Source organism: Vibrio sp. 10N.222.55.C6 (assembly GCF_041473395.1).
Classification (GTDB): domain Bacteria; phylum Pseudomonadota; class Gammaproteobacteria; order Enterobacterales; family Vibrionaceae; genus Vibrio; species Vibrio crassostreae_C.
Genome location: NZ_JBFRSD010000004.1, coordinates 271,296 through 287,999, shown reverse-complemented (window position 1 = coordinate 287,999; position 16,704 = coordinate 271,296). Strand labels below are relative to the sequence as shown.

The 16,704-nt window shown below is 45.4% G+C and carries 18 protein-coding genes and 1 other RNA gene; 10 read left to right on the top strand and 9 right to left on the bottom strand.

Annotated features, from left to right (window positions below):
• Positions 1-32: 32 nt before the first annotated feature.
• From serA to zapA, 5 genes are all read right to left on the bottom strand, one after another.
• Complete coding sequence (gene serA / locus AB4486_RS05500; RefSeq protein ID WP_017059058.1) at positions 33-1,262, bottom strand: phosphoglycerate dehydrogenase; 1,230 nt, start codon at positions 1,260-1,262, stop codon at positions 33-35.
• A gap of 261 nt (positions 1,263-1,523) precedes the next feature.
• Positions 1,524-2,180 (bottom strand): ribose-5-phosphate isomerase RpiA, encoded by a 657-nt coding sequence (gene rpiA / locus AB4486_RS05495; RefSeq protein ID WP_017059057.1) that lies wholly within the window; start codon positions 2,178-2,180, stop codon positions 1,524-1,526.
• Between the two features lie 124 nt (positions 2,181-2,304).
• Complete coding sequence (locus AB4486_RS05490) at positions 2,305-2,904, bottom strand: 5-formyltetrahydrofolate cyclo-ligase (RefSeq protein WP_017059056.1); 600 nt, start codon at positions 2,902-2,904, stop codon at positions 2,305-2,307.
• 6 nt (positions 2,905-2,910) lie between these two features.
• A non-coding RNA gene (gene ssrS, locus AB4486_RS05485) (6S RNA) lies at positions 2,911-3,094 on the bottom strand.
• Between the two features lie 11 nt (positions 3,095-3,105).
• Positions 3,106-3,414: a cell division protein ZapA gene (gene zapA / locus AB4486_RS05480; protein WP_004735366.1), complete on the bottom strand. Its 309-nt coding sequence runs from the start codon at positions 3,412-3,414 to the stop codon at positions 3,106-3,108.
• Positions 3,415-3,722: 308 nt separating this feature from the next.
• Between zapA and AB4486_RS05475 the strand changes: the two genes are divergently transcribed.
• From AB4486_RS05475 to AB4486_RS05465, 3 genes are read left to right on the top strand one after another with little or no spacing between them, the layout of a single operon-like run.
• Positions 3,723-4,298, top strand: a complete 576-nt coding sequence (locus tag AB4486_RS05475) for a YecA family protein (protein ID WP_017070457.1) — start codon at positions 3,723-3,725, stop codon at positions 4,296-4,298.
• Positions 4,299-4,322: 24 nt separating this feature from the next.
• On the top strand, positions 4,323-5,501 hold the full coding sequence (ubiH, locus tag AB4486_RS05470; protein ID WP_017059054.1) for a 2-octaprenyl-6-methoxyphenyl hydroxylase: 1,179 nt from the start codon (positions 4,323-4,325) through the stop codon (positions 5,499-5,501).
• Between the two features lie 11 nt (positions 5,502-5,512).
• Positions 5,513-6,736 (top strand): FAD-dependent 2-octaprenylphenol hydroxylase, encoded by a 1,224-nt coding sequence (locus AB4486_RS05465; protein ID WP_102321427.1) that lies wholly within the window; start codon positions 5,513-5,515, stop codon positions 6,734-6,736.
• Between the two features lie 111 nt (positions 6,737-6,847).
• Here the strand turns inward: AB4486_RS05465 and AB4486_RS05460 are convergent, their stop codons facing one another.
• The 3 genes from AB4486_RS05460 to ygfZ all read right to left on the bottom strand — a co-directional run bounded on the left by AB4486_RS05460 (position 6,848) and on the right by ygfZ (position 9,049).
• Positions 6,848-7,054, bottom strand: coding sequence for a DUF1107 domain-containing protein (locus AB4486_RS05460; protein ID WP_009847660.1), 207 nt, complete (start codon positions 7,052-7,054; stop codon positions 6,848-6,850).
• 557 nt (positions 7,055-7,611) lie between these two features.
• Positions 7,612-8,073, bottom strand: coding sequence for an aminoacyl-tRNA deacylase (locus tag AB4486_RS05455; RefSeq protein WP_372116640.1), 462 nt, complete (start codon positions 8,071-8,073; stop codon positions 7,612-7,614).
• A gap of 4 nt (positions 8,074-8,077) precedes the next feature.
• Entirely contained in the window at positions 8,078-9,049 is a 972-nt protein-coding gene (gene ygfZ, locus AB4486_RS05450) for a tRNA-modifying protein YgfZ (RefSeq protein ID WP_372116639.1), read from the bottom strand.
• A gap of 167 nt (positions 9,050-9,216) precedes the next feature.
• On the opposite strand from ygfZ, the gene AB4486_RS05445 reads away from it, so the two are divergent.
• Positions 9,217-9,477 carry a succinate dehydrogenase assembly factor 2 gene (locus AB4486_RS05445; protein ID WP_004735374.1) on the top strand — a complete coding sequence of 87 codons (261 nt, stop codon included), beginning with the start codon at positions 9,217-9,219 and terminating at the stop codon, positions 9,475-9,477.
• Positions 9,425-9,844, top strand: a complete 420-nt coding sequence (locus tag AB4486_RS05440) for a protein YgfX (protein ID WP_324295273.1) — start codon at positions 9,425-9,427, stop codon at positions 9,842-9,844. The genes AB4486_RS05445 and AB4486_RS05440 overlap by 53 nt, the downstream gene beginning before the upstream one ends.
• Before the next feature lie 135 nt (positions 9,845-9,979).
• Here AB4486_RS05440 and nadB read toward each other — a convergent pair whose 3' ends face one another.
• Positions 9,980-11,596 (bottom strand): L-aspartate oxidase, encoded by a 1,617-nt coding sequence (gene nadB / locus AB4486_RS05435; RefSeq protein ID WP_017059049.1) that lies wholly within the window; start codon positions 11,594-11,596, stop codon positions 9,980-9,982.
• A 389-nt stretch (positions 11,597-11,985) separates the two neighbouring features.
• Between nadB and rpoE the strand changes: the two genes are divergently transcribed.
• From rpoE to lepA, 5 genes are all read left to right on the top strand, one after another.
• The gene (gene rpoE / locus AB4486_RS05430) at positions 11,986-12,564 is read left to right on the top strand and encodes an RNA polymerase sigma factor RpoE (RefSeq protein WP_008223963.1); all 579 of its coding nucleotides are present in this window, start codon (positions 11,986-11,988) and stop codon (positions 12,562-12,564) included.
• Positions 12,565-12,590: 26 nt separating this feature from the next.
• Entirely contained in the window at positions 12,591-13,214 is a 624-nt protein-coding gene (locus AB4486_RS05425) for a sigma-E factor negative regulatory protein (protein ID WP_017063205.1), read from the top strand.
• The gene (gene rseB / locus AB4486_RS05420) at positions 13,211-14,173 is read left to right on the top strand and encodes a sigma-E factor regulatory protein RseB (RefSeq protein WP_372116638.1); all 963 of its coding nucleotides are present in this window, start codon (positions 13,211-13,213) and stop codon (positions 14,171-14,173) included. The genes AB4486_RS05425 and rseB overlap by 4 nt, the downstream gene beginning before the upstream one ends.
• On the top strand, positions 14,170-14,640 hold the full coding sequence (locus AB4486_RS05415) for a SoxR reducing system RseC family protein (protein ID WP_017059046.1): 471 nt from the start codon (positions 14,170-14,172) through the stop codon (positions 14,638-14,640). The genes rseB and AB4486_RS05415 overlap by 4 nt, the downstream gene beginning before the upstream one ends.
• 137 nt (positions 14,641-14,777) lie before the next feature.
• Entirely contained in the window at positions 14,778-16,571 is a 1,794-nt protein-coding gene (lepA, locus tag AB4486_RS05410) for a translation elongation factor 4 (protein WP_372116637.1), read from the top strand.
• Positions 16,572-16,704: the final 133 nt, after the last annotated feature.

The following is a 16,704-nucleotide window of genomic DNA, read 5'->3' as shown; positions in this document are numbered from 1 at the left end:
AGAGCCTTTTTTATGCATTTTGAGTGCGATGATTAGTGAAGAAGACGAGCACGGATTGTGCCTTCGATCTCTTTCAGTTTAAGCAGTGCTTCTTCAGAGCGATCGGCTTCTACATCGATAACGACATAACCCATATCAGCCGCAGTCTGTAGGTATTGACCCGCGATGTTGATCCCTTCCTCAGCGAAGATGGTGTTGATCTGAGTTAGGATGCCTGGGCGGTTTTCGTGAATGTGTAATAAACGAGACGTTCCAGTATGCAGTGGTAGTGATACCTCAGGGAAGTTAACACTTGATAGCGTAGAGCCGTTATCAGAGTATTTCGCTAGCTTACCAGCAACTTCAACACCAATGTTCTCTTGTGCTTCTTGAGTTGAACCACCCACGTGAGGCGTTAGGATCACGTTATCGAACTGCATTAATGGAGACTCAAACGGGTCTGCATTGGTTTTTGGTTCTGTTGGGAAAACATCAATAGCCGCACCTGCAAGGTGTCCAGACTCCAGAGCGCCACACAGAGCAGGAATATCGACTACCGTGCCACGAGCTGCGTTGATAAAGATAGAACCAGGCTTCATGCGCTCGAACTCTTCTTTACCCATCATGTCTTTTGTTTCGTTGGTTTCAGGTACATGCAAAGAGATTACGTCACACTTGTTCAGTAATTCCGTCATGGTATGAACTTGCGTTGCGTTACCCAGAGACAGTTTGTTTTCAATGTCGTAGAAGTAAACACGCATGCCAAGGTTTTCAGCAATAATACCCAGTTGAGTACCGATGTGACCGTAGCCAATAATACCTAAACGCTTACCACGGGCTTCGTAAGAGTTGTCGGCACTCTTTTTCCAGATGCCACGGTGTGCAAGCGCGTTCTTTTCTGGAATGCCACGTAGTAGCAATAGAACCTGACCAAGAACGAGCTCAGCAACGCTTCGAGTGTTTGAGAACGGTGCGTTGAACACAGGGATACCGCGTTTTGCTGCTGCTTGAAGGTTGACTTGGTTAGTACCAATACAGAAACAACCGACGGCAACCAGCTTTTCAGCTGCATCAATAACTTCTTGGGAGATATTAGTGCGAGAACGAATACCAATGAAATGAGCATCTTTTACTGCTTCAAGAAGTTCATCTTCCGGTAGCGAGCCTTTGTGGTACTCAATGTTTGTGTAACCAGCGGCTTGCAGTACTTCTACAGAAGAAGGGTGAAGACCTTCTAGAAGTAGAATTTTAATTTTTTCTTTTTCCAGTGAAACTTTGGCCATTGTTCTCGTCCTTAAAATGGAAAGGTTGGGCAAATGCGGCGCACGTGCTACAAAATGACTGAAAGGGGAACAAATTCACCACTTTGTTAGGAGATAAACGTTTTCCCTGTGCGTCTTCTGAACAATAAAGTAACAAAAAAAAAATGTTTTGGGTAAGAAAATTACGGAATAAGACATAATTTTACAGCAATAAAGCAAAAAAAACGGCGCCCTAGGGCACCGTATGTAATGAAGTAACAGAAAAACTCAATCTTCTATTATTTATTCTTCGATTTTTGCACCTTCAGGCGTGCCGGTGATAACCACATCAGCACCACGGTGAGCGAACAGACCAACCGTCACCACACCAGCTATACCATTGATGATATCTTCTAGTTGTTTCGGGTTTTCGATCGCCATGCCGTACACATCTAGGATCACGTTGCCGTTATCGGTTGTGCAGCCTTCGCGGTAAACTGGGTCACCACCAAGCTTAACCAACTCACGTGCCACGTATGAACGTGCCATTGGGATTACTTCAACAGGCAGTGGGAATTTACCCAACACATCAACTGCTTTAGTACCGTCAACAATACACACAAACTTATCAGAGATAGCCGCTACGATTTTTTCACGAGTCAAAGCAGCGCCGCCGCCTTTGATCATATCGCGAGTTGGGTTGATTTCATCTGCGCCATCAACATAGATGTCTAGCTTAGCGACATCGTTACACTCATACACTTTGATCTCTAGCTCTTCTAGTCGCTGCGTTGAAGCAACAGAGCTTGAAACCGCACCTTTGATTTTGTCTTTCATTGTGCCTAGTGCGTCGATGAAGTGATTTACTGTAGAGCCAGTACCTACACCTACAATGCTGCCTTCTTCAACATATTGAAGTGCTGCCCAGCCAGCTGCTTTTTTCATTTCATCTTGAGTCATGCCATTCTCCTGAATAAGGTCTTGCGCTTTGAATTGATCGTTTGCGTAATGATGAAGTTAACGTTTAGATATTGAGTTAACGTTTATATATCGAGGTTAACGTTTGCGGCGCGATTATAGCGCTTTAATGGTTGTTTTCCCATTGCCAAGTTTTACTCGGAGTCACGATTTTAGGTAACGGAATGTCCCATTCTTCAATCGGTAGGGTATCAACATGTTGGCAATCATGAGCCAAACCAATAGGAGCTGCACCTTCGCCCGTCTCGAACCACTTCGCCAAGGTGCGATCGTAATATCCGCCGCCCATACCTAAACGATGGCCATGAGAGTCAAAGCCGACAAGGGGCGTAAGAATAAGGTCGAGTTGCTGACAAGGTTTAACCAGCATTTGATTGAGCTGAGGTTCGACAATACCGTACTTATTCAAGACCGTCGGTGTGGTTGGCGAGTAGTGCAGAAACAGCAGGTGTCCGGCAGAGAAGGGGTGCAATACTGGTAAATAAGTTTGCTTACCTTGCGCCCATAACCATTCGATTAAAGGCTGGGTATCGAGTTCGCCATCGATAGAGATATAGAGGGCAATATGCTGAGCAGACTGAATCTCATCAAGCTGCATGCACTGCTTAACTAAGTCGATACCGGATTGAGTTTGTTGGTCGCCAGATAAGGCATTGCGCTTGATACGGATCTGTTTGCGAAATTCGCTGCGTGTGAGCGTCTTCATAAGAAGGGATACCCCAAAGTGCCGTTGAGAATAGATGGCCCTTGAACCAGCGAGTTCAAGGCGGATCAGCAATGATTACCGTAGGCTTCTCGGTCGGGCCGAGCATGCTCAATAGCACTCAAGTACTAACCCTTAGGGATTGCTTATCGGCTCGGGGACGTGAATCCTCTGACAAACACTCCAGGGTAAATTTTGTGTACGCTATTGCTGTCCGTGCTTAACTTTACTGAGGACATCTGAAAGTGATGTCGTGAGCTGTTCCATTCGCTCGGTCAGTGCGTTTTGTTCATCATTTGCTTCAAACTTCTTGGTTTGTAATTCGTAGCAAATATTCAGAGCTGCGATAGTCAGCAGCTTCACTTCATTGGTTACCTTAGTACGTTCAGCCATCTCTTTCAATCGATTATCAAGATCGGCCGCCGCTGCAATCAATGACTCTTCTTGCCCTGGTGGACAATTCACTCGAGTCAGTTTTCCTAATATTTCAACGTCTACCGCTTGATTACTCATGATGGATGAACTCTTTAACGCGCTATTTTAAGGCTGTTGCTCTTCGCCATTTTTTGAGAAAGAAAAAGTGCAAGTACCGATGAGGAAGCAATCTCCTCTGAGGGAGAAACTATAGGTAAACCGCTATTAAGATTCAAGCTTTTCAGAGTGACTGTTTGTAAATGAGAGCTTGAGCACACAGTAATTCAGCAAATTGAACAATTGGTAGTCAGTCATCCTTCAATTGCTGGGGATCGATGCTTACCAGAATTGGGGTGAAGTGGTACGATTATACTATCGATATAAAGAATAACTGAGCGAGCTATCTGATGAGCGAAACTACTTTACCTGACTACCTAACGGTTGCGACTGAACTTCAATCGGCAAGTCTAGCCGTAACCCCTGCTGAGATGCACGGTTTATTAACGGGTATGTTAAGCGGAGGCTTAAGCCTTGCAGATAAAAGCTGGCAACCACTGATCTTCGATTACACCAATGAAGGCATGGGTTGGCCAGATCGCGCATTAACGCTAGCGGAAGCGACACTGAAAGTAACGACCAGTGAAATCACAGGTTCGGGTATGGAATTGTCTATGTTGCTGCCTGACGAAGACGCAAGCGCAAGCCTGTTTGATCTTGCTGACGGTGTGTCTGATTGGATTAACCACTTTATTTCTGGCTTAGGCTTGGTTGGCGCTCAATTGAACAAAGCGTCTGACAGTACAAAAGAAGCATTAGCTGATCTAGAAGAGATGGCTAAGCTAGGCATTGACGAAGAAGATGATCTGGAAGAGCAAGCGCAGCTTCTAGAGCACGTTATTGAGCACGTAAAAGCGTGTGCACTAACGATTCATGCTGAATTTGGTGCTCGCCCATCTGAAGATGCGGCGCCTACCATTCATTAATTCGTTGGCCGGTTTGAGGTTATGATGGCTCAGTATGATGTTGTAATTGCTGGTGGCGCAATGGCAGGGGCAACCTTAGCCCTTGCTTTGAATCACCTAAGCCAAGGTTCACTGTCGATTGCGGTAGTGGAGCCTTATCAGGTTGATCATCAAGCTCACCCTGGGTTTGATTCTCGTTCGATTGCTTTGTCCTATGGCACGGTGCAGATCCTGGATTCTTTGCGCTTATGGCAATCTATCGCTCCGGTCGCGACCCCGATTAAAGATATCCATGTTTCGGATCGCGGGCATGCCGGAATGACAGACATCTACAGTGAAGAGCTTGCTGTAGATGCGCTTGGCTACGTGGTCGAGTTAGCAGATGTGGGTCGAATCTATCAGCAGAAACTTGAATCAGAAGCGGCAATTACCATGCTTTGTCCTGAGTCTGTTAGTAAAGTTGAACGTGAAGAAGCGTTGACGACGATTGAACTGACAAGTGGGCAAACAGTAACCACTAAGTTACTGGTTGCTGCTGACGGTGCAATCTCAACCTGTTGCCAACAGCTCAATATCTCATTGAGTGAGCACGACTTTGAGCAAGTCGCTGTGATTGCCAATATTGTGGCGAGTGAACCTCACCAAGGTCGCGCATTTGAGCGTTTTACCCATCATGGGCCAGTTGCTCTATTACCGATGAGTGACAACCGTTTATCGCTGGTTTGGTGTTTAACACCAGAGCAAGCACAAAAAGTGATGACGCTAAACGACAATGAATTTCTTGAGCAATTGCAGAATGACTTTGGCTGGCGACTTGGCCGATTAGAGAAGGTCGGCAAGCGCGCGAGTTACCCTCTGATTCTTCGTCACCGACAGCAAAATATCTCTCATCGATTTGCCATTGTTGGTAATGCTGCTCAAACGCTTCACCCAATTGCGGGGCAAGGCTTTAACCTAGGCATCCGAGATGTGGCTTCCTTGGCAGAAGAGTTGTGTACCCAGTTAGATGATGTAGGTCGTTACCGTGGTCTTGTTAACTTTAGAAAGCGTAGAGAACAAGACCGAGACGCAACGATCACGTTGACTTCAAGCCTAGTTCACCTGTTCTCAAACGATTATATGACCGCTCGCATTGGGCGTAATCTTGGGTTAGCCGTAATAGATAACCTTCCACCACTTAAAGGTCCACTTTTGCGTCATACGCTTGGCCTAGTAGAAAGATAAGGTAATAAATAATGATGCAAAGTGTTGATATCGCGATTGTTGGTGGTGGCATGGTTGGCCTAGCGCTTGCTGCTGCCCTAAAAGACAGTGACCTAAGAATCGCTGTCATTGAAGGCAGAGCGCCTAGTGAAGGGCTGAGTGAGCTGCCTGATGTGCGTGTATCCGCGTTGAGTCGTTCTAGTGAAGTGATTCTTCGTAACCTAGGTGCATGGCAAGGTATCGAACAAAGACGCGCTGCACCGTATCAAGCGATGGAAGTGTGGGAACAAGACAGTTTCGCTCGTATTGAGTTTGACTCGACACGCTTGGCTCAGCCTAATCTTGGTCATATCGTTGAAAACCGTGTGATTCAATTAGCGCTGCTTGATCAGGTTAAGAAACAAGACAACGTCAGCCTGTATATGCCCGCAACGTGTAAAACGATGGCGATTGGTGAAAGTGAAGCTTGGTTAACATTGGACAATGGTCAAGCACTGACAGCTAAGTTAGTTGTTGGAGCAGACGGCGCAAACTCTTGGGTTCGTAAGCAGCAAGATATCCCATTAACACATTGGGATTACGGACACAGTGCGATTGTCGCGAACATCAAAACCACAGAGCCGCACCACAGCGTTGCTCGTCAAATCTTCACGCCTCAAGGCCCATTGGCATTCCTACCAATGCAACCAAGCAACATGAGCTCGATTGTTTGGTCTACGGAACCAAATCGTGCCGAGAAGCTGGTATCCATGTCGGATGTTGATTTTAATAAGCAGCTAACGGCAGAGTTCGACTCGAAGCTTGGATTGTGCGAAGTGGTTGGTGACCGTTTTGCTTTCCCACTGCGCATGCGTTATGCGCGTGACTTTGCGGTAGAGCGTGTGGCTTTGGTTGGTGATGCTGCTCATACCATTCACCCATTAGCAGGGCAGGGTGTGAACCTTGGCTTATTAGACGCAGCAAGCTTAGCGCAAGAGCTGTTAAAGCTATGGTCTGCGGGTGAGGATATTGGCACCAAGCGTAATCTTCGCGGCTACGAGCGCTGGAGAAAAGCAGAGGCGGCGAAAATGATTGCTTCAATGCAGGGCTTCAAAGATCTGTTTGAAGGCGATAACCCAGCTAAGAAGCTGATTCGTGGTATTGGTATGAAGCTAGCGGGCCAATTACCGGGTGCGAAAGATGAGATCATGAAGCGCGCACTGGGTTTGTCTGGCAATCTTCCTGACTTAGCTAAGCGTCCAGTGACTCATCGATAATGACATAGTGTTCTGGTGGTTTATCGAATCATCATTGATACGAAAGTTGGTACGAAAAAAGGGTTGGCATAATACCAACCCTTTTTGTTTTTAATTCTGTAGATAATCAGGTCATGCGTACGCGCAGCGAAGTTTCATGATTTCACTATTTATTTCTTTCACTGTTTGAAAGTGACGTTTTTCTGCTCGGTCTGGTAGCACTAGCTTACCGTTATCAAACTCAAATTTTCCTACGCCGTAAATGTAGATTCGTCCTTTGAAAAGTCGACTTACATGTTTAGCAATCATACTCGGTGTATAGCGCTTAAACAGTCTCATTCTTAATTATCCTTATATTTACCTAGCCTGCATATTATAGAAAAACTCCGAGATAATAATTGTGATAAGCATGGAGTTATATGCAGTAGCGTTGACGTTAATTAGATATTTGTGCTGTTCTAAGCACTTTCTTCAGTAAATATCTATTTTTACGTGAGCTCCTCCCCAAAATAATACTGAGTAGTGAACTGCCGTGAACTTTTCTGTTCAGTATTAAGCAGTGATAATGTTACAAGTATAAGAATAGGCGGGATTTTTTTGTTTGTGTAATCAAATTGTAAATTTCGGACAAAAAAAAGCCCGTCTAAAACGGGCGAATAGTCACAGATGCATTACACAAAAGTGGATACTGATGTTACTCAGTGGATTCACTTGCACTGATTTGCTTAATAGCTAGTCAGTAAATTTACAATAACGCAAATTTAACCTTGTGACTACTTATGCTTTTATTTTGAGTAACTATTTATTAATGGTGTGTTCTTCTTATGACGAGGTTCACACTAAAAATGTACTCAATGAAATATTAAAATGAAGTTTGCGAAGCATGATCTAAACGATCATCGACTGATGTCCGCGACGGTCGGTGCACATAGCGCCATAAGATCATTGAGATCCAGCGCAACGCCAGCCATTCGGTCGCCGGAGCTAATGGTTACGGTCGAGTTGTTTTGAATGGAAGGATCAAAAATGATCGGCATGTGTCTCTTGAGAGCGAGCGGACCAACACAACCCACTTTAAAACCGGTGATCGCTTCAACATCAGCGAGCGACACGCAGGTCATTCGACGGCAATTCAGTACCGAGCGTACTTTCTTGGGGTCGACAGAGCGATCGCCAGCAGTACAGGCTAACGCATACTGGTTGCCCATATCCTTGAGCAGGATGCACCTCACCATTTGAGAGGCGTCGATGCCTCGCTCTTGTGCAGTTTCTTCAATGCTGGTGGTTGGCTTGCTTTGCATCAGCAGGCGATAATTCACCTGCTGTTGATCCAGCCATTGTGTAATCTGCGTTTCCACGTGGTTACTCGTCGTCAAGGCCGTACGGCAGTGGCAGGATATTCCATGTTTGATCAGGCTGCGCGGTCAGTCGCAGCTGAACATCGTCATCAAGGTTGTTTGGCAGTACCATCAAACCAATCGCTCGGTTATCAGCAAATTGATAGACGTTTAATAGTCGGCCTGCGCCACGCCAGTTCTCACCCACGCTACGCTCTAGTTCAATTGGGTTCTCTAGAGACAATACTTCTGCTGTCGTTCCTGAAACAATGCGCATCTCACGCTTGTTCATGCCACGGTACTTGGCACGAGCTACCGTTTCTTGACCTGTGTAGCAGCCTTTTGAAAAGCTGATTCCACCAATCGCTTGCAGGTTAAGCGCTTGAGGGATGTGCTCGTTTTGCTCTGCTTTCGATAGGTTAGGCTGAGCATCAAGAATTTCATGATATTGCCAAAGTGTTTCTGATACTTTCTCCGCAGCGCTGTTTGATACCAAGGCTTCAGCGGCTTCTTCTGTCACAAGTAGAGCCCAGCGGTTATCTGCAACTTGAACCGCTGTACCACCAGAGATAGCACGCACATTACCTTGGCTTTCTGAAATAGAATCAATGTATTGATTAGCTGACGAACCCATCACACCGATAACAACGTCAGACGTTTGCTCGATATCGACCTTAGAGAACACCGCGTACTTCTTGATTTCAACGAGCTCGACTTCAATCGCTGATTTAGGTTGCATGAGTGCGTAGCCACCGTTGTGGTGGAACAAACGAAAGATACTCCATACCTTTCCTTTTGCATCACAGTGCGCGCCTAATGTGGATTCATCATTAGGAAGAGTGACGACATCGCACGTTACTTGACCCTGTAGGTACGACTTTTTGTCATCGCCTATCATGGTAATTGCACTCCAGTCTGATACGTGTGTCATCATCAGTTCTGGAAGCGATTCATTTTGCGTATGAGCGAGTGGCTGAAATATGTTTTTCCAATCCATTTTATCTTTCCTAAGAATTTTATTTGGCTCTATGTTAATCCGGTTCTGTTTCTTTGTCAGCCTAGGTTTTTTTGTGAGCTTAGATAGGGACTGTGACTCACATAGTAGTTGCAGGGCGTATGACTTGTTACACTCCGAGAAAGAAAAATTATAGGTGAGGATAGCCAATGTACACTGCAGAGCAGAAAGCACGAATTAAATGGGGTTGCCGTCGCGGCATGTTAGAACTTGATGTAGTCATCATGCCATTTTTCGAAGAGTGTTTTGATTCATTGCAAGAGCAGGAACAGCGCGAGTTTGTTTCTCTATTAGAGTGTGATGATCCAGATTTGTTTACTTGGGTAATGGGCCACGGACGCAGTGAAAACCTAGGCCATGCATCAATGGTTGATAAAATTGTCGCACACAACCTCAGCAAGGTTCGTTAAGCTTCAGCTTAACCCTTCGTATTCCGCATTATTTGCAAAAGGCACTATTTTTGGGTGCCTTTTGTTTTTCATCGTCCTGTCTTCTATTCCACTTGCCGCCAGCCTTTATTGCTTAGCTTTAATGATCCGCTTGTTCAGAAACAATCATGTGATTCTAAATAGTGTCTATGGGCGTTTTGATTACAGAGAGGATGGTGATATTCGACTCAATGACCGAACTTACCGACTCAAGTCCGTTGATAAGATCTGGGCGCAGTTCTTCGTTAAATTGCAGTTTGAATGTGGGCACTCGGTACTGCTTTGGCGGGACAGCTGTTGCGAGCGAGAATATCGCCATTTTCTGGCGAACTTACAACGAGCGCGCTAGAGAAGCCAAACTATTCGATGAAAGAAAGTATTAGATAAAAGAAAGCGTTAGACAAAAGAAAAGGGAGCACTCGGCTCCCTTTCGTTTAATCATTTTCCGCTGACGGCTAATTCGCTAAGCACGTTTAACCAATTATTATGATTGGCGTTTCTCTGGCGTCAGAATCGTTGGGCCACTGTCTTCTGCAAGTTCAGGGTAATCCAACGTGTAGTGGAGGCCGCGGCTCTCTTTACGTTGCATTGCACAACGAACCATTAGCTCTGCCACTTGTAGCAAGTTACGCAGTTCTAATAGGTTATTCGAAACCTTGAAGTAGCTGTAGTACTCATGAGTTTCTTGTTGCAGCATCTGAATGCGACGCAATGCTCGCTCTAGTCGTTTATCCGTTCGAACAATGCCCATGTAATCCCACATGAATAGGCGCAGTTCGTGCCAGTTGTGTTGAATGATAACTTCTTCATCACTGTTGGTGACCTGGCTTTCATCCCATGCTGGCAGTTCAGCGCACAGTTGAGATTGGTCGATGTTCTCAACGATATCTTTTGCTGCTGCCCATGCGTAAACCACACACTCAAGCAGTGAGTTAGAAGCCATTCGGTTTGCACCGTGTAAGCCGGTGTAGCTCACTTCGCCAATCGCATACAAGTTCGTTAGGTCGGTTTGACCCTGCTTATTCACCATGACACCACCACACGTGTAGTGAGCGGCTGGTACGATAGGGATCGGCTCTTTGGTCATGTCGATGCCCAAGTCCATCAAGCGAGTATGGATCATCGGGAAGTGCGCTGTGATGAATTCTTCAGGCTTGTGGCTGATATCAACATACATACAGTCGGCACCTAAGCGCTTCATTTCGAAGTCAATTGCACGAGCAACCACATCACGTGGCGCCAGTTCACCGCGCTCATCGAAGTCCTTCATAAAGCGAGAACCATCTGGACGACGCAAGTAAGCACCTTCACCACGCAGTGCTTCCGTTAGTAGGAAGTTACGCGCTTCTGGGTGGAATAAACAAGTTGGGTGGAACTGGTTGAACTCAAGGTTTGCCACACGACAACCCGCACGCCAAGCGATAGCAATACCATCACCTGAAGAAACATCTGGGTTAGAGGTGTATTGGTAAACCTTTGAAGCGCCGCCTGTTGCTAATACAACAAACTTAGCGCGCACGGTTTCAACATGTTCTTGGTTACGGTTCCAAATGTAGGCACCGATCACCTTGTCTTTTGAACCACCAATCTTATCTTCCGTGATCAAATCCAGCGCATTGTGGCGCTCGAAGATCTCGATATTTGGGTGGTTGTTGACGTTATCTTGTAGTGAGGTTTGCATCGCCATGCCAGTTGCATCGGCAGCGTGCAGAATTCTGCGGTGACTGTGGCCACCCTCACGAGTGAGGTGATATTTTGGTTGGCCTTCTGTGCTGTTCTCATCTTTATCAAATGGAACACCACCATCAATCAGCCATTGCACACACTCTTTCGCATTTTCAGCAATGAATTGAACTGTATCTTCTTCGCATAACCCAGCCCCAGCGATTTGAGTATCCTCTACATGAGACTCAATACTGTCCGACTCATCGAACACCGCGGCGATACCACCTTGTGCGTAATACGTCGATCCTTCGCTGCGTGGTCCTTTGCTTAATACAATTACTTTTGCATGTTCTGCTACGCGTAAGGCTAATGACAAGCCTGCCGCACCACTTCCTACCACTAATACATCACACTGATGTTCACGGTTTGCGTTCATAAAACTTATTAAATCCCGGGCTATAGTCGAGTTGTCCACTCTCAATTGACTTTGTCTTGTTTTAGGAGTTTGGCTAAGACTGTTATAATCTCTCCAGAGTCATCCTTAAACGCTATGCAAAATCAATATATAGACAGCTATCTAGAAATATTTAATTGCTCAATACCATTGCTTTTGCTCAAGTTTCCCCAAATTGATAGGGATAGCTATTTTTATTACATCACATTGTGAAACAATAATGGCAAATAATTTTAAGAAAGTTGGAACTTTCGGTATTTGGCTTAGTCACAATAGTGCTCTTGTAGACGGTGGTGTCAATACTACATTTCGCATAATTAGTACCCATATCTGTGAAGGTGAGGGTTATAACAATAGGAGTACCCGCTCGAATGAACGAGCAGCTAACCGATCAAGTGTTGATTGAGCGAGTTCAGAGTGGAGATAAGCAGGCATTTAACTTACTAGTGGTTAAGTATCAAAACAAAGTTTGTAATCTTATCTCTCGATACGTGAATAATTCCGGTGATGTACCTGATGTAGCACAAGAAGCTTTTATTAAAGCTTACCGCGCGATACCTAACTTTCGTGGCGAGAGTGCCTTCTATACATGGTTATACCGAATTGCCGTGAACACCGCTAAAAATCATATCGTTGCCCAAAGCCGTAGGCCGCCAGCAACCGATGTAGATGCAGAAGATGCAGAATATTACGAAACAGGCAGCGCGTTAAAAGAAATATCGAACCCTGAGAACTTAACGCTGTCTAAAGAATTGAAACAAGTTGTTTTTGGAGCGATTGAAGCGCTACCAGAAGACTTAAAAACTGCAATGACGTTGCGAGAGCTCGAAGGTTTGAGCTACGAAGAGATTGCAGAAGTAATGGATTGCCCTGTAGGAACCGTACGTTCGCGTATTTTCCGAGCTCGTGAAGCGGTGGAAAAGAAAATCAAACCTCTTTTGCAACGCTAGAACTTGTAATAATTATGGTGAAAATAATGGCTGATAAAGAAAAGCTTTCGGCACTCATGGATGGTGAAACGATCGATAAAGCTCTCATTGTAGATCTAGAATCTGATCAAGAAAGCATGGATACTTGGCAGAGTTACCATTTAATTGGTGATGTTATGCGTGGGGATTCGCCAGAAACTCCAGAGTGGAACATTGCTAATAGTGTAGCGGCAGCGCTTGAGAACGAGCCTGCACATGGTTCAATGTCGAACCTGCACCAAGTGAATGTTGAACCTACTGTTGCTCCAATTGAAGAGCAACCTAAACCTCAGCAAGCGAAGCGTCAGCTTCCGGCGTGGTTACAACAGTTTGGACAAGTTGCCGTGGCAGCGTGTGTTTCATTAGCCGTTGTATTAGGTGTTCAACAATATGGTGGTAGCGACCCTGCAGCACCAGAGCAGTTGCCTGTACTCCAGACGATTCCATTTGCCGGTTCTGCGGAACCAGTAAGTTTAACGCGTGACTCTGTTGAGAAACCAGCATCTGAAGCTAACTTGCAAGAGCAGCGCAAACGCGTTCATGCATTGTTAGAAGATTATGAGCTGCAGCTAAGATTAAACAGTGATGCATCGCCAATGCAAGATGCACATCTAGAATCGGACATTGAATGAAGAAAATCCTGGTCGGTGCACTGACACTGTTCAGCTTGATGTCTCCAACAGCCTTTGCAGAGGAAACCACTGCAAAGGCCTTGTTGCATCAAATGAACGAGGCCAGTCAGCATCTAAATTACGAACTCTCCTACATTTTGATAAAGAAGAGCAGTATTGAGCCTCTTGTTTATCGCCATGCGGTTAACGACGACCAACAACTTGCACACCTTGTTTATCTAAGCGGCCCTGTTCGTGAAGTCATTCGACGTGGCAACGAAGTTAGCTACATCGAGCCGGGTACAGAGCCATTTACGATTCAGTCAGGCAGCATGGTTGCGCCTGTTATTCCGATGATTAATCGAGATATCGAATCTCTGAATCAGTACTACGACTTTGTGAAAGTTGGTCGCTCTCGTGAAGCAGGTAGCACCACTCAAGTGCTGCGTGTCGTGCCGAAAGATGGCCTTCGCTACTCTTACGTGGTTTGGGTAGACGAAAAAACGAATCTTCCTTTGCGTGCCGACCTTTTGGATCGTGATGGCGAAGTGCTTGAACAGTACCGCACTATCTCTTACGTGGTGAACGATAAGATTGCTGAGGCTATGGGTGGCTTGAGCCAAGCTCAATTGCCGAAAGTTTTATCATTACCGGAAGGCTTAGTGAGTGAAACTAACTGGCAAGCGTCGTGGATTCCTGAAGGGTTTAAATCAAAAGAGCTTAGCCGCTATCAAATGGCTGCGACCGATAAAATGGTTGAAAGTCAGCTTTTCAGTGATGGACTGTTTAACTTTTCGGTTTATATCGCGGAAAAAGATGAGCATTCATTGAAAGGGCAGCTGGTGCGTCAAGGGCGTAGAACCTTGCACAGCTTAGTGATTGGCGATAAAGAGATCTCTGTGGTTGGTGACATTCCGCCGGCAACTGCAAAACGTATTGCTCAGTCAGTTACATTTAATAAATCGGTACAAGCGCAATGATGACCGCGCTGGCGACCGTTAGCTCGGTTGAACAAAAAGGTAAGCAATACTTTGTTCAATTGAGCTGCGAACAACAAACCAGTTGTAGCAGCTGTTCTTCTCAAAAAAACTGCGGTACGGGTATTGTGACCAAGGCTGTTGGCAATAAATCTTTGTTTTGGCAGCTTAAAACCAAAAGCTTAGTCAAAGCTGGACAAATCGTAGAAATTGGCTTTCCAGAAAAAAGCCTACTTCAGTCGGCGGCGATTGTTTATCTCATCCCACTTTTCATGTTGATGATTGGTGCTGGTTTTGGGCAACTCTTGTTACAACCCTTACTCCAGGGCGGCGAGGGCATTGTTATCTTAAGTGCAGCACTGTTTACTGCTGGTGGGATTGCCTTAGCGAAGCGGTTAGCCAAACCCATGGAAGACAAATCCAAGCAAGAAGTCGTCTTGATTCGAATCCTAGGTGAGTCTCTCGTCTAATTTATGATGCTTCTTGCCCTTAAATTGGGTAGAATCTGCCAACTTGATTGAAATGCCGCCACCAATGCTGACTGTAGATTGGACGCGTCGCGGCTTTCTTATTATCCCTATTCAAAGAGTTTAGTCACACCAAGCCTATGAAGCACATTCGTAATTTTTCGATTATCGCCCACATCGACCACGGTAAGTCGACCCTTTCTGACCGCTTAATCCAAGTTTGTGGAGGATTAAGTGAACGTGAGATGGCAGCTCAAGTCCTCGATTCTATGGATATAGAACGCGAGCGTGGTATTACAATTAAAGCGCAGAGTGTGACTTTAGATTACAAAGCTAAAGATGGTGAAACTTACCAACTTAACTTTATCGACACTCCTGGACACGTAGACTTCTCTTACGAAGTATCTCGTTCTCTAGCGGCTTGTGAAGGCGCACTACTTGTAGTGGATGCTGGCCAAGGTGTTGAAGCACAAACTCTAGCAAACTGTTACACAGCAATCGAAATGGAACTGGAAGTAGTGCCAATCTTGAACAAGATTGACCTACCAGCTGCTGAACCAGAACGTGTTGCTGAAGAAATCGAAGAGATCGTTGGCATCGATGCGATGGAAGCGACTCGCTGTTCTGCGAAAACAGGTTTGGGTGTTGATGATGTTCTAGAAAACATCGTGACGGCAATCCCGCCACCGGAAGGTGATCCTGAAGCGCCTCTACAAGCGTTGATCATTGACTCTTGGTTCGATAACTACCTTGGCGTAGTTTCTTTGGTTCGTATCAAAAACGGTAAGCTGAAGAAGAACGATAAGATCAAAGTAATGTCGACAGACCAAGTATGGGGTGTTGACCGTCTAGGTATCTTCACGCCTAAGCAAATCGATACTACAGAGCTAAATACTGGCGAAGTAGGTTGGGTTGTTTGTGGTATTAAAGACATCCTAGGTGCACCAGTTGGTGATACGTTGACGCTTGCAAAAGGCGGCAGCACTGAACGTCTACCTGGTTTCCAAAAAGTGAAGCCTCAGGTATACGCTGGTCTATTCCCTGTATCATCTGATGACTACGAAAACTTCCGTGACGCGTTAGGCAAATTAAGCCTGAACGATGCATCACTGTTCTTTGAACCAGAAAGTTCAGCAGCACTTGGTTTTGGTTTCCGTTGTGGCTTCTTAGGAATGCTTCACATGGAGATCATCCAAGAGCGTCTAGAGCGTGAATACGACCTAGACCTAATCACAACTGCTCCAACAGTAGTGTATGAAGTTGTAAGAACAGATAAAACGGTTCTTTACGTTGATAGCCCGGCTAAACTGCCAGCGGTTAATGACCTAGAAGAAATTCGTGAGCCAATTGCACGCTGTAATATTCTGGTACCTTCGGATTACCTAGGTAACGTAATCACACTGTGTGTTGAGAAGCGTGGCGTACAAGTAGACATGGTCTACCACGGTAACCAAGTTGCTGTGACGTACGATCTTCCTATGGCAGAAGTAGTTCTAGACTTCTTCGACCGTCTGAAGTCAACGTCTCGCGGCTATGCATCATTGGATTACAACTTCCAACGTTACGAGCCATCAAACATGGTACGTGTAGACGTACTGCTGAATGGCGAAACAGTTGATGCACTAGCTATCATTACGCACAAAGATATTGCTCAGTCTCGTGGTCGTCTACTGGTAGAGAAGATGAAAGAATTCATCCCTCGTCAGATGTTCGATATCGCGATTCAAGCAGCGATTGGTAACCACATCATTGCTCGTTCTACAGTGAAACAACTGCGTAAGAACGTAATCGCAAAATGTTACGGTGGTGATATCAGTCGTAAGAAGAAACTTCTTAAGAAACAAAAAGAAGGTAAGAAGCGTATGAAGCAGATCGGTAACGTTGAACTGCCTCAAGAAGCTTTCCTTGCAATCCTTCACGTTGGAAAAGACTAGGTATCAATCGCACTAACTATCTGCTGAATATTACTGGTTAAAATCGTTTATTTCTTTGTTGCAAAGATTGCAATTAGGCCCACTAGTCACTGCACTTTGCGCCTCGAACTAAACGATTTTTCCTGCGTAATCT

What these genes read in the sequence shown, in the direction of transcription:
- AB4486_RS05490 (WP_017059056.1), bottom strand. Translation starts at nt 2,904, where the DNA reads ATGAAGACGCTCACACGCAGCGAATTTCGCAAACAGATCCGTATCAAG.
- AB4486_RS05445 (WP_004735374.1), top strand. Translation starts at nt 9,217, where the DNA reads ATGTACACTGCAGAGCAGAAAGCACGAATTAAATGGGGTTGCCGTCGC.
- AB4486_RS05440 (WP_324295273.1), top strand. Translation starts at nt 9,425, where the DNA reads ATGCATCAATGGTTGATAAAATTGTCGCACACAACCTCAGCAAGGTTC.
- AB4486_RS05475 (WP_017070457.1), top strand. Translation starts at nt 3,723, where the DNA reads ATGAGCGAAACTACTTTACCTGACTACCTAACGGTTGCGACTGAACTT.
- rpoE (WP_008223963.1), top strand. Translation starts at nt 11,986, where the DNA reads ATGAACGAGCAGCTAACCGATCAAGTGTTGATTGAGCGAGTTCAGAGT.
- AB4486_RS05465 (WP_102321427.1), top strand. Translation starts at nt 5,513, where the DNA reads ATGATGCAAAGTGTTGATATCGCGATTGTTGGTGGTGGCATGGTTGGC.
- ygfZ (WP_372116639.1), bottom strand. Translation starts at nt 9,049, where the DNA reads ATGGATTGGAAAAACATATTTCAGCCACTCGCTCATACGCAAAATGAA.
- rseB (WP_372116638.1), top strand. Translation starts at nt 13,211, where the DNA reads ATGAAGAAAATCCTGGTCGGTGCACTGACACTGTTCAGCTTGATGTCT.
- rpiA (WP_017059057.1), bottom strand. Translation starts at nt 2,180, where the DNA reads ATGACTCAAGATGAAATGAAAAAAGCAGCTGGCTGGGCAGCACTTCAA.
- nadB (WP_017059049.1), bottom strand. Translation starts at nt 11,596, where the DNA reads ATGAACGCAAACCGTGAACATCAGTGTGATGTATTAGTGGTAGGAAGT.
- serA (WP_017059058.1), bottom strand. Translation starts at nt 1,262, where the DNA reads ATGGCCAAAGTTTCACTGGAAAAAGAAAAAATTAAAATTCTACTTCTA.
- lepA (WP_372116637.1), top strand. Translation starts at nt 14,778, where the DNA reads ATGAAGCACATTCGTAATTTTTCGATTATCGCCCACATCGACCACGGT.
- AB4486_RS05415 (WP_017059046.1), top strand. Translation starts at nt 14,170, where the DNA reads ATGATGACCGCGCTGGCGACCGTTAGCTCGGTTGAACAAAAAGGTAAG.
- AB4486_RS05460 (WP_009847660.1), bottom strand. Translation starts at nt 7,054, where the DNA reads ATGAGACTGTTTAAGCGCTATACACCGAGTATGATTGCTAAACATGTA.
- ubiH (WP_017059054.1), top strand. Translation starts at nt 4,323, where the DNA reads ATGGCTCAGTATGATGTTGTAATTGCTGGTGGCGCAATGGCAGGGGCA.
- zapA (WP_004735366.1), bottom strand. Translation starts at nt 3,414, where the DNA reads ATGAGTAATCAAGCGGTAGACGTTGAAATATTAGGAAAACTGACTCGA.
- AB4486_RS05425 (WP_017063205.1), top strand. Translation starts at nt 12,591, where the DNA reads ATGGCTGATAAAGAAAAGCTTTCGGCACTCATGGATGGTGAAACGATC.